The following is a 12214-nucleotide window of genomic DNA, read 5'->3' on the forward strand; positions in this document are numbered from 1 at the left end:
TTGCTTAGCAAGGCTTTGCTTTTTGAGATTCTCAGTTTTAAATCATCCCAAACGATAAGAGGTGGCACTTAGCGCCGCATCTTTGGGTCTATATACAAAAAGCAGAAAGAGTTTTTACTCTTTCTGCTTTTGCAAATTTTATAAAAAGCCTTACTAAGTAAGACTTTCGTGATTTTTGTGGTCAACAAAAAATTAAAGCAAGCCAGTATTTGTGTTTGGCTTACCTGTAGCTAGTTCAACCTTAAGAATTTTGCCACCCATTTTCATAATGCGTTGCTGTTCAGCGAACCAGTTGTCGTAGGAAACTAACTTCGTGAAATAGGTATTTTGCAACTCTCGTTGTGTACGTATGCGAGTTTGGCTAGGTACACAAGCAGTGATTTTAAAACTCCGCATAGCGGCAATCTCCTTCAGAGCCAATGATATTAAAAATAAATTACAAAGACAAATAAAAATTAAATTTATCTGTCATAAGCGTTGGCGGCGAGATAGGAGCTTAAGCTACCTACCGCCGCCGCCTTGTAAATATTAATTAATTAGAAATTAAATTAATAAATAAATAGCAACAAACGCTATATCAGCAATTAGCTCAAGCCAGAGCTGATGTAATCAAGGTAGATACCCAATTCTTTACCAGCGTCAGAACCAACGATGCTAGCAGCAACTTCCTTGATCGCTTGGATTGCTTGAATGGTGGAAACTACAGGTACTCCAAGAGAGCTATAGGTTTCTTTCAAGCCGTTGAGTACGCGCTCATCAAGAATAGATGCATCACCAGCTAGCATTGCATAGGTTGCATAGCGGAGGTAGTAGTCGAGGTCGCGGATGCAAGCTGCATAACGACGGGTGGTGTACATGTTGCCACCGGGACGGGTAACATCAGAGTACAACAAGGACTTAGCAACAGCTTCCTTAACGATGGTTGCAGAGTTAGCAGCGATCGCTTGAGAAGCACGAACGCGAAGTTCGCCAGTTGCGAAATAATTCTTTAGCTTTTCCAAAGAAGCTGCATCAAGGTACTTGCCTTGAACGTCGGCGGAGTTGATAACCGAGGTAATTGCGTCTTGTGCCATTTTTATATATTTTTTTAGGTTTGCAATTAATTTTTGAATTTAGAAATTAAGAAATCCGAAATGTTTTAAAACTAGCTACAGAATGCATTTCAAAACAGATCAAGAATCGTCTTACTGCAATGCACCGATTACATAATCGAAGTAGTAGCCAGCTTCTGCTGCATCTTCACCAGACAATAAAGCTGATGCTGCACTTTTCAGACCACGCACACCTTCAGAAACAGCACCGATAGGAGTACCGAGAGATCCGTACATTTCCTTAACGCCAACTAGACCAATTTCTTCGATTGGGGTTACATCACCAGATACAACTCCGTAAGTTACGAGGCGGAGGTAGTAGTCAAGGTCACGCAAGCAAGTTGCGGTTAGCTGTTCACCATATGCGTTTCCACCAGGAGAAACAACATCAGGACGCTTTTGGAAAAGTTGATCGCCAGCTTGCTTAACAATGCGCTCGCGGGATTCGGTCAAAGTTTGTGCAATGCGAAGACGACGCTCACCAGAGGTTACAAAGCTCTTAATGCGATCTAGTTCACCAGGGCTGAGGTAACGTGCTTCAGCATCTGCATTCACGATGGACTTCGTGACTACGCTCATTTAATTTTTTCTCCAATCAAAAATGTGAATAAAAACGATTGATGTGATGCCGTACCATGCAGAGATCCTTTAGCTCAAGCAATATCCAAGGGAGATTGCTAAAAGTTTAGAGGCGCTTCTGACATGGAGGGTTTCTTTGTCAAAGCAATGATTACCAAAACATTTTGAAGCATTGCGTTGTCCACAAGCTTTTCTTCATCACACTTCTTAACATTTGCTATGGTAGCACTAGAGGTAAGAAACGGGATCAATTAACTTGTAAGTATTGCTACAAAAAGGGTTGCGGCTCCACCAATGATCATTAAACCTGCTGGCATGAATTTTTTGGTTTTGAGGAAGCGCGTGACAAAGACGATGACTAAGAGGGTTGCGATCGCGATACCAGCAATTTTGCCCCACCCTTGACCTTGGGCAGTGGCGATTCCTGATATCAGTAGTCCTACCCCACTGAGGCTGCCTGAGATGAGGGATATTTTGCTCTTGCTTTTGGCAAAACCGATGATGCCACCTGCGATCGCAACAATGCCATAGGCAAGTAGGGCAATTGCACTGGGAGAAAAGTTCATATAAAAGCAAAAATGTGAATAAAGCATTGCAAAGCAATGCTTTATTCACATTAAACCTAAATTTCCTTGCGGCGGGGAAATAATCGCTTTTAAAGCGGGAAGATGTCGGACATAACTCCTGCGATGCGGTTGAGATAGGGGGCTGGATCAAGGGCTACCCAGCCATCACCTGATGGAACCATGATCTCAAAGTGTAAGTGAGGACCTGTTGAACGTCCTGTCGAGCCGACAATCCCAAGTTGTTGTCCTTGAGCTACCTGTTGCCCTTGATAGACATAAATTGCTTCTAAATGGGCGTAGCGTGTGCCTGTGGAACCATGATCTAATTCGACAAGATTGCCATAGCCATCGCCCCACCCAGCAAAATCAACTCTACCTGCTTTTGCTGCTAGTACAGGCGTGCCAAAGGGTGCGCCGAGGTCGATCCCACTATGAAATGACCAAATCGCCGTAACAGGATTCATGCGCCAACCATAGCCAGAAGTGACAGGGACAGAGTAGGGCAGAGGATAGCCCCCTGTTTGCATGATCACAGTTGGATTGTCAGAACCTCTAGAGGCGATCGCAGGATTGAAGGGAATAGGATCGGGTTTCCAGATGGCTCCGGGTACAAATACGACTTTAGGGCGGCGCTGACAGCCATTGCGCTCGAATAAAACGTCAGCGCGAATATTGTATTTTTTGGCAACAGTGGTGTAGTTTTCCTCATTTTTGAAGCGATAGGTCAAGCCATCCATCGGTGGAATTGATAGGGTTTGCCCCACTGTGACGTTGCCACTACGAACTTCAGGGTTTAGTCCCATCAAGGTTGCTGTTTTGAGGTTATATTGCTTGGCGATCGCATCTAGAGTCTCGCCTTGTTTTACTTTATGTTGGGTGAGATCATCGAGGGTTGGTTTGCCACATAGTTCTTCTGCTTCTTTGGCGTTAGACTCATCTTCGGGAGTAGTAGGTTTGGATGAGGTAGCAAAGGTAGGTAAGGGAAAGAAACTAGCGATCGCAACTACCAAAAACAAGGGTGAGAGCAGGAAATTTTTCCAATAAGGCTTCATGGACTGTTAACTAGCGTTATTTACGGAGATGTTAATCGAGGAATGTGTGGGAGGAGATCGGGCGAGTTAGTGATTTAACAAAAAATGTAACAAAACATAAAGACTTATGATAAGAATCTTTACAATGTAATGCGTTAACATTTTCGCAGCGATCGGTTCTGGATTAACACCACCAATCTGGTGATTTCTATTTTTAGGAAAATGATAGTTCGCGCTATATGAGCCACCATTATTTTCCTAATGTAATCTGAACTCTATTTTTAAAATTCGCTTTAGGGTTAGGATCAGAAATGCAAAATACCTCTCATCTCACTAGATTTAATTCTCATAATTTATGACAACTTCACTAGCTTCCGTTAGTAAAGAGCAACTCCAAACCTTCTTAGATATTGCTACTGAGGCAGCTTGTGCGGGTGGTGCAGTACTTAGATCCTATCTCGGAAACCTCCAAGAGAAAGAAGTCGAAGAGAAACGCCCTGGGGATTTAGTGACGATCGCTGACAAAGAATCGGAAGCAACCGTTCTCTCGATTTTGCAACGCCACTTTCCTGATCATGGCATTTTGGCAGAAGAGTCAGGTGTATTGGGAAATAGTGATAGTCCATATTTGTGGGCGATCGATCCCCTTGATGGAACGACTAATTTTGCCCATCAGTATCCATTCTCATCGGTATCGATCGCCTTATTAATTGATGGAATTCCTTCCGTGGGCGCGATTTATGATCCGTTTCGCGATGAGATTTTTCGTGCTGCCACAGGCTTAGGTGCAACTCGTAATCGTGTACCGATTCATGTTTCTAAGACGACAGAACTTAGTCGCAGTCTTTTAGTAACAGGCTTTGCCTACGATCGTACCCTCGTTGAAGATAATAACTATGCAGAATTTTGCCATTTTACTCACCTCACCCAAGGCGTAAGACGTGGTGGTTCCGCCGCTATGGATTTGGCTTATGTTGCCTGTGGGCGTTTAGATGGCTATTGGGAGCGAGGTTTGTCGCTATGGGATTTAGCGGCTGGCGTGGTGGTTGTGCGTGAGGCTGGTGGCATAGTCACGGCATATGATGGCAGCGAACATATTCCTAAGTCGGGAAGATTGCTGGCAACTAATGGTCATTTACATCAGCAAATGATTGATGAATTAGCGCTGATTAAGCCTTTACCATTTAAGTTTCCCTTTGGAAGATAGCCTTTTACTCCGCTCAGCCTGCGAAATTAAGGCTAGCTGAGCGAAGTCGAAGCTAAGGAAGGGGCAAACGTTCCATTAGATAACAAAGACAATCTTGGCGAATGATATCGGTGTCGAGAGTTAGCATTGATGGCATAGCCGCAATCTTTAATTTAATTTCGCCATTTTCGATTTGGAAATAGCGATCGCCTTTTTCTTGACCATCTTCACTCAAGGCTGATAAATAGGCTCTTTCAGATTTCGCTTTACCAAAGTTTGCTCCAATTGGTAATTCGCAAAAATTGAGGCAATCCATCTCCGTAGGAAAAGTGATGTCATCGTTAGGATTACCATCAAAACTGAAGTTAATTTCTTCAGGTACTTTGACGATCGCCACGGTGTGAAATAAATCAATATCAGCGATCAGCGAATCTGAGAGACTATCAAAACTATCGAGATTGAGGCAAGTTTCCATGAATTCCAAAGCATGGGCTGTACCATCGGGAACATCGGGCTGTCCACATTCCACAACAATGGAGGGACAAAAATGTCCAAAAGCAAAGGACTGTACCGTTTTGGGACTGGTGTAATAGACAACGGTTTTGCCAAATAATCTAGCCAGTTTCCGAAAATCCTTCTCTAAATGCGTAATGCAGCCGTAATGAGGATTCCTGCCCGTATTATTATGCACATCGATGCTGGCAAATACTCCACGCGATCTCATTTCATCGATTACCTGTTGTGCCATGTGATGCTCTGGAGAGTCACCTGTTTGCCAGATGCGATTGTAGTCAGGCTGATTGGGTAAATGTCTGAGGCGATATCTTGCGGCGGAAATGTTACCGATAAATACTGATAGCGATCGCGGTAGCCTTTTATCTTCATGTTTTCGCAGTAGTTCACGAATTGCTAACCAACTGGTAGTTTCATTACCATGTAGCAAAACTGAAACGAATAATGCTGGTTGGCGATCGCCTTCTAAGTGAATTAGTGTGGGGCGCTCAAGTATTTTGTAAAGTTGATCGGACTCAAGATCGAGTAAACCGTCGGGCAAGCGATCGAAAACGTCAAGCATGGCAAACAAAAATTAGAAAACACCCAATAGTAACCAGCATAAACGCAAAAGAGAGAGTCGATGCTTAGCATCGACTCTCTCTTAAAGCAATTGAGGAGCACCAAATGGCGCTCCTCAATTTAAATGCAGGATAAAAATAATTGCACTTAATAGAAAATAAACAAGAATCTAGCCAACTAATAAGTAATTAAAAAAATAAATAATTAAAATTAGTAGGTCAGACCCAAGCTACGGCTGGTTTCAGCACCAAGATAGACACGGACGCTTAGGAAGTCAGTGGGGCAAGCAGTTTCGCAACGTTTGCAACCAATGCAGTCCTCAGTACGGGGAGAAGAAGCGATTTGAGCCGCTTTACATCCATCCCAAGGAACCATTTCCAAAACATCACAAGGACAGGCACGCACGCATTGTGTGCAGCCGATACAGGTGTCATAAATTTTGACTGCATGCGACATATTGCTATTGCTCCAATCAATATATGTACCTATTTAGGCACGGGATGTTTAAAACCAAGTTTATCGTAGTGGTTTACATTCAATGATCAGATTGTGAGATAACTTAAAACAAATTAATATTTGAGGCAAAAAGTAAGTTTTTAGGTTGATTTTATTTGCTGGGGCATTAATCAAACATTAATTCGACATAGCCATTTGCAAAGTGCTTAGCACTTTGCAAATGGCTATGTCGAACTCACATTATTGTGTGGAGGCTTTGCCGCAACACAATTAGGGTTTGCTGCGAGGATATTCAGCTAAAACTTGTTTGAGATATTTGCCAGTGTAAGATTTCTTAACTTTTGCCACCTGTTCGGGCGTACCTTCTGCAATCACCTCACCTCCGCGATCGCCGCCTTCAGGACCCAGATCAATAATCCAATCAGCACACCGAATCACATCAAGATTATGCTCAATCGTAATAATGCTATTGCCCTTATCAACAAGGCGTTGCATCACATCCAGCAGTTTATGCACATCATAAAAGCTTAAACCTGTGGTCGGCTCATCGATTAAATAGAGGGTTTTGCCTGTGGCGCGTCGTGCTAACTCGGTGGCAAGTTTTACCCGTTGGGCTTCACCGCCAGAAAGGGTGGGGGCAGACTGACCGAGACGCACATAGCCTAAGCCCACATCCACCAGCATTCCTAATTTGGCATGGGCGGAGGGAATATTCTCGAAAAAGTGCATCGCTTCTTCGATGGTCATATCGAGGACATCAGCGATCGTTTTTTCCTTGTACTTAACTTGCAGCGTCTCACGGTTATACCTTGCGCCTTTGCAGACATCGCACTGCACATAGACATCGGGCAGGAAATTCATGGAAATGATATTTACGCCTTGACCCGAACAAGCTTCACAGCGTCCGCCTTTGACGTTAAAGGAAAATTGTCCTGCTTTGTAGCCGCGAGTTTTCGCCGCAGTAGTGAGCGCAAAGGTTTCACGGATCACATCGAATAGCCCTGTATAGGTCGCAGGATTGGATCGAGGCGTGCGTCCGATGGGCGACTGGTCGATGACGATGAATTTATCGAGGTGCTTTAGTCCCTTGACTTCATCAATACCTTTAGGGACAGGCACTTTCCGTGAAAAGTTATGTTCTAGCGAATGGTGCAGCAGGTCGTTAATAAGCGTAGATTTGCCTGAGCCTGATACGCCTGTGATACAAACCAATTTGCCAAGGGGAATCTTGACACTGATATTTTTGAGATTATTCAGATAGGCATTGCAAATTTCTAAATATTTGCCATTGCCTTCGCGCCTTTCTGCAGGGGTATAAATTTGTTTTTGTTTAGAGAGATAAGCCCCCGTGAGGGATTCAGAATTTTTTTCAATATCCTTGACGCTGCCTTGGGCGACGACTCGCCCACCATGCACGCCTGCCCCTGGTCCGATGTCTACGAGATAATCAGCCGCCCGAATAGTTTCTTCGTCATGCTCAACCACGATCAGGGTATTGCCGAGATCCCGCAGTTTGGTTAATGTGGCAAGCAATCGCGAGTTATCCCGTTGATGGAGTCCAATGCTCGGTTCATCCAATACATAGAGAACTCCTGTCAATCCTGAGCCAATCTGAGTAGCAAGGCGAATCCGTTGGGCTTCGCCGCCAGAGAGGGACATGGTGGAACGGTCAAGGGTTAGGTAATCTAAACCGACATCTAATAAAAACTGCAATCGCGCTTCGATTTCCTGCAATACCCGATCGCCGATTTGTCTGGTTCTAGTATCAAGATTGAGATTTTTGAGACGATCTAAGCAAGTCCCAATGGGAGCCGATACAAAATCAATAATATTAAAGCCACCAATGCGAACCGCAAGGGATTCAGGTTTGAGGCGCGTACCTTCGCAAGTGGCACAGGGTTGCTCGATCAGATAATTCTCTAGCTTTTGCCTTTGCGATTCACCCGCCTCTTTGTACTGTTGCTCGAGAATGGCGATTGCCCCTTCATAGCGTTTGTAATAGCCCTCAGCGCGATCGCGATAAAGGGAATCAGGCTTAATTAAAATCTTCTCCGTAGTGCCGTAGAGAATAATGTCAGTCTGGGCTTGCGAGAGCTTTTCCCAATGTGTATTGATTTCAAAACCTGCATATTCACCGACACTTGATAGAAGTGAAATGTAATAGGTATGGGTTTTATCCGCCCAAGGTGCGATCGCGGCATATACAGGTAAAGAGGGATCGGGAACAATTAGTTCAGGATTAAAGGTTTTAATACTTCCCAATCCATGACAAGCAGGACAAGCACCATAGGGAGAATTGAAGGAGAACATACGGGGGGATAGTTCTTCCATCACTGCGCCATGCTCAGGACAGGCAAAATTTTCTGAGAAAGTCAGAATATTGCTTTCTTGCTTAGATTTCTTGCTCCCCTCGCCCTCTGGGAGAGGGGCTGGGGGTGAGGGTATAATCTCCACCATCGCAATCCCTTCCGCACGTTTCAAACAGGTAGCGAGGGAATCCGTTAAGCGCTCTTGAATATCATCCTTGCGAACTAAGCGATCGACGACAATTTCAATATCATGGAGTTTGTTTTTATCTAACTCAATATTGTCGCTCAGTTCCCGCACTTCGCCATCAATGCGAACTCTGCCAAAACCTTCCGAAGCCAGACTCGCTAATAATTTCTTATGGGTTCCCTTTTTGCCACGAATCACGGGCGCGAGTAGTTGGAAGCGCGTGCGATCGCTTAATTCCATAATCGTATCCACCATGTGATCGATGCTCTGGGGCGCAATATTGCGATCGCAGATCGGGCAGTGGGGCGAACCTGCGCGACCAAACAGTAAGCGCAAATAGTCATAAATCTCTGTGACCGTGCCGACCGTCGATCGTGGATTATGCGAAGTTGATTTCTGGTCGATGGAAATCGCAGGACTTAAGCCCTCGATGTAGTCCACATCAGGCTTATCGACTTGTCCTAAAAATTGCCGCGCATAGGCACTGAGCGATTCCACATAGCGACGCTGACCTTCGGCAAAAATCGTATCAAAGGCGAGGGATGATTTGCCAGAGCCAGATACACCTGTAAACACGATCAGGCGATCGCGGGGAATCGTCAGGTCAATATTTTTGAGGTTGTGCTGTCTCGCACCTCTAACATGGATATGAGTATGGTCTGGCATTCGCAGCAATATAAAAGAGTTAGCTATATCCTAACTATAACTAAGCACTGATTGGCATTTCCAAAGAAGCGATCGCCCGACGAGCTGCGTCAAGGTCATAGGGAAAAGGATGGCGACGGGGTTGGTAATCTTTGGCATAGGGCGCACCGTGACGCAAAACAGCATTGACCATCACACAGGGCTGATCACTGAGATTAATGGCGGCGTGCGGCACATTGGGAGGAATCGTCACCACCGCAGGGCGATATTCGCTGAGGGGAATATATTGATATTGGCGATCGCTCAGCACTACGAGGACAAAACTCCCACGCACTACCAAAAGTTGATCGGTCTGGAAATGATGCACAAACAAATCATCGATCGCCCCTGCGGCAATCTGGACAAGCATGGTTTCATGACTCGCCTGTGGGGTATAAAACTCCGCCATTCCATTTTTCATTGAGGAAAGATAGCGAATTTCCACTTTTCTTTGGATAGATCTGTTTGTAGCCATTGAGACCTCCGCAATGTTGTGATGTGTAGTGAGAACAAATGGCAAAGCCATTTGTTCTCACAAAGAGAATTGGGATAAATCTAGATTAGGCGATCAATTTTTAATTTTTGTTACAAATAAGACGGATATATCCATTTTGTGTATAGACGTGCACACTCAAATGAAGATTACTAATTGCGATCGCTACATAGCAGATTGCGACTAACCCAAATCTACTCAGAATTTTTTAAAAGCATTGCAAGGTAAGGATTTTGAAAAATTGCCTACGACCCTTTTACTTGTAAAAGGCTGTAACTAGCGCGTTGTCTGCTAATCTGAGATTTGGTATCTACTATACAAAACTGCATCCATCATGGCCGATCGCCAAATCCTGCTTGACTTTGAAAAGCCCATTGTTGAACTAGAAAACCGTATCGCCCAAATCCGCGAACTCGCGAATGAAAACGATGTTGATATGGTTGAGCAGATTCACCTTTTAGAGCAACGGGCTGAGCTTTTACGGCGTGAAATTTTTTCGGGACTGGGAGCCATGCAAAGGATGCAGATCGCAAGGCATCCCCGTCGCCCTAGCACTTTAGATTATGTGCAGGCAATTACCGATGAGTGGATGGAGTTGCATGGCGATCGCCGTGGCAATGACGATCCTGCCTTGGTGGGTGGACTAGCCAGAATTAACGATCGCCCAGTGGTAATCTTGGGACATCAAAAGGGGCGTGATACTAAGGACAACATGACTCGTAACTTTGGCATGGCTTCTCCGGGAGGATATCGCAAAGCTGCCAGACTAATGGATCATGCCCATCGATTTAAATTGCCCATTATTACCTTGATTGATACCCCCGGAGCATACCCCGGAGTATCCGCCGAAGAGCAAGGACAAGGCGAAGCGATCGCCGCAAATTTGCGGCAAATGTTTGGACTAGGTGTACCAATCATCTGCACAGTAATTGGCGAAGGCGGATCGGGTGGAGCCTTGGGTATTGGTATTGGCGATCACATCATGATGTTTGAAAATTCGGTCTATACCGTAGCTACACCAGAGGCTTGTGCCGCAATTCTCTGGCGCGACTCGGCAAAAGCAGGTAAAGCTGCTGAAGCTTTAAAAATTACCGCCCCCGATTTGAAACGTTTGGGTATCGTTGATTATGTAATTGACGAGCCTCTAGGTGGGGCGCATCGTTTACCTCTCAAAGCCGCCGAAAATCTCAAAGCTGCACTTGTAGAAAACCTCGATCGCTTAAGTAAATTGAGTATAGAAGAGCTACAGGAGCTACGCTATCAAAAATTCCGCAAGATGGGCGTATTTCTCGAATCATAAAGAAGAGGGAGCGCTAAGCGCTCCCTCTTCTTTATGTCATAGCAATTCTCATTATTAAAATTGGTTTTATAAAAGCCAGACTTAGTCTGGCTTTTATAAAACCAATTTTGGTATTTCCACAGCCAAAGGCTGTGGAAATACCAAAATTGGTTTCAGATAGTTATGTCATCATCATTGCGACATTTCTTTGAATATCAGTATTTAGTTCCTCTAAGGGGAAAGTGCGATCGCAGTCATCAAGCTCGGCATAGCGAGTGTAGCCTAATGACTGTAGCAATTCCTTGAGTTTATCTCCTGTTGCTCCTGCGGCTTTCAAACTAGTGGGATGTACTTCAATAATCAGGGTAGGTTTGAGAGTTGTAATCATCTTGCTTGCGCCTGAGAGAAATGCACATTCACTGCCTTCGACATCTAGCTTGAGTAATACGCGACCATTAAATTTCTGCCAATCTACGAGATCATCAAACCTTCTTAGAGGCACTTTAAAAGTTTTGTATTGATGAGTTGCGGAATGTTCTGGAAAAATTCCTGCGGAACCAGATGTTCCAAGAGGAACTAAGAGTTCTATTTCACCATCGGTATTTCCCACTGCGAGGTTATGGATTTGGAACTTACATAGGGCATTAGCCGTGAGCGATCGCTCTAATGCTTGAGCTAAACGAGGCTGTGGCTCCACCGCTAACACAAATCCATTAGCTCCGACCAACTTACTTGCCACGATCGCAAAGCTGCCATGATTTGCACCCACATCTAGAAAAGTATCACCTTCGGATAGTAATTTCGCTAAAACTCGCGTATCTGTATCTTGACTAGCAAGTTCATTAACTACTTGAAAAAGCCGCATATCAATGGGGTCTAAAAATACTTTGTAACCCGCTAGTTGCAATTCTAAAAATTGATCGGGCGCAAGTTTGTAGAAAATACTTGATAGGAATCTAAATAATTCTCGACCACCACGAAGATATGTTTTACCTGTGATTTGAAAATATGTTTTGCAATATAGGCTAAAGATTTTGTATAGAAAGGGTAATTGCTTATTCAGATTGGGATTGAGAATCCATCCTAAAACTGAACGATCATATAGCCAAGCATCAGGTTGATCTAAATTTGGGGAAGGGGAAGAACTTGTAGTCATATCAATAATTATCGATTTAATGATGGGTTATGCGATCGCTAACCCATCCTACATTTAATGCCAACAACTTTAGGGTTCTGCGATTTAATAAGGAACCGATTTTTTGTGGCGCGGCGAAGCCGC

12 protein-coding genes are annotated in these 12214 nt (G+C 44.3%); 2 read left to right on the forward strand and 10 right to left on the reverse strand.

Annotated features, from left to right (window positions below; genetic code table 11):
- Nucleotides 1–192 precede the first annotated feature (192 nt).
- The 5 genes from HC246_RS11880 to HC246_RS11900 form a co-directional block, all read right to left on the reverse strand.
- Nucleotides 193–396, reverse strand: coding sequence for a phycobilisome linker polypeptide (locus HC246_RS11880; protein WP_126388752.1), 204 nt, complete (start codon nucleotides 394–396; stop codon nucleotides 193–195).
- Nucleotides 397–584: 188 nt separating this feature from the next.
- A complete protein-coding gene (gene apcB, locus HC246_RS11885; protein WP_126388754.1) occupies nucleotides 585–1073 on the reverse strand; it encodes an allophycocyanin subunit beta in 489 nt (162 codons plus the stop codon).
- 111 nt (nucleotides 1074–1184) lie between these two features.
- Complete coding sequence (gene apcA, locus HC246_RS11890) at nucleotides 1185–1670, reverse strand: allophycocyanin subunit alpha (RefSeq protein WP_169363572.1); 486 nt, start codon at nucleotides 1668–1670, stop codon at nucleotides 1185–1187.
- 251 nt (nucleotides 1671–1921) lie between these two features.
- Nucleotides 1922–2236, reverse strand: coding sequence for a TMEM14 family protein (locus tag HC246_RS11895; RefSeq protein ID WP_169363573.1), 315 nt, complete (start codon nucleotides 2234–2236; stop codon nucleotides 1922–1924).
- A gap of 89 nt (nucleotides 2237–2325) precedes the next feature.
- Nucleotides 2326–3288 (reverse strand): peptidoglycan DD-metalloendopeptidase family protein, encoded by a 963-nt coding sequence (locus HC246_RS11900; protein WP_169363574.1) that lies wholly within the window; start codon nucleotides 3286–3288, stop codon nucleotides 2326–2328.
- Between the two features lie 334 nt (nucleotides 3289–3622).
- On the opposite strand from HC246_RS11900, the gene HC246_RS11905 reads away from it, so the two are divergent.
- A complete protein-coding gene (locus HC246_RS11905) occupies nucleotides 3623–4474 on the forward strand; it encodes an inositol monophosphatase family protein (RefSeq protein WP_169363575.1) in 852 nt (283 codons plus the stop codon).
- Nucleotides 4475–4526: 52 nt separating this feature from the next.
- Here the strand turns inward: HC246_RS11905 and HC246_RS11910 are convergent, their stop codons facing one another.
- The 4 genes from HC246_RS11910 to HC246_RS11925 all read right to left on the reverse strand — a co-directional run bounded on the left by HC246_RS11910 (nucleotide 4527) and on the right by HC246_RS11925 (nucleotide 9638).
- Nucleotides 4527–5528 carry a M14 family metallopeptidase gene (locus HC246_RS11910; RefSeq protein WP_169363576.1) on the reverse strand — a complete coding sequence of 334 codons (1002 nt, stop codon included), beginning with the start codon at nucleotides 5526–5528 and terminating at the stop codon, nucleotides 4527–4529.
- Nucleotides 5529–5737: 209 nt separating this feature from the next.
- Nucleotides 5738–5983: a photosystem I iron-sulfur center protein PsaC gene (gene psaC / locus HC246_RS11915; RefSeq protein WP_126388766.1), complete on the reverse strand. Its 246-nt coding sequence runs from the start codon at nucleotides 5981–5983 to the stop codon at nucleotides 5738–5740.
- 270 nt (nucleotides 5984–6253) lie between these two features.
- Nucleotides 6254–9145: an excinuclease ABC subunit UvrA gene (uvrA, locus tag HC246_RS11920; RefSeq protein ID WP_169363577.1), complete on the reverse strand. Its 2892-nt coding sequence runs from the start codon at nucleotides 9143–9145 to the stop codon at nucleotides 6254–6256.
- Nucleotides 9146–9185: 40 nt separating this feature from the next.
- A complete protein-coding gene (locus HC246_RS11925; protein ID WP_169363578.1) occupies nucleotides 9186–9638 on the reverse strand; it encodes a cupin domain-containing protein in 453 nt (150 codons plus the stop codon).
- A 352-nt stretch (nucleotides 9639–9990) separates the two neighbouring features.
- Here HC246_RS11925 and HC246_RS11930 point away from each other — a divergent pair, with 352 nt between their 5' ends.
- Nucleotides 9991–10956, forward strand: a complete 966-nt coding sequence (locus HC246_RS11930) for an acetyl-CoA carboxylase carboxyltransferase subunit alpha (RefSeq protein ID WP_169363579.1) — start codon at nucleotides 9991–9993, stop codon at nucleotides 10954–10956.
- A 160-nt stretch (nucleotides 10957–11116) separates the two neighbouring features.
- Here HC246_RS11930 and HC246_RS11935 read toward each other — a convergent pair whose 3' ends face one another.
- On the reverse strand, nucleotides 11117–12091 hold the full coding sequence (locus HC246_RS11935) for an FkbM family methyltransferase (protein ID WP_169363580.1): 975 nt from the start codon (nucleotides 12089–12091) through the stop codon (nucleotides 11117–11119).
- Between the last annotated feature and the right edge of the window lie 123 nt (nucleotides 12092–12214).

This window comes from Pseudanabaena yagii GIHE-NHR1, from assembly GCF_012863495.1.
In the GTDB taxonomy this organism is placed as follows: domain Bacteria; phylum Cyanobacteriota; class Cyanobacteriia; order Pseudanabaenales; family Pseudanabaenaceae; genus Pseudanabaena; species Pseudanabaena yagii.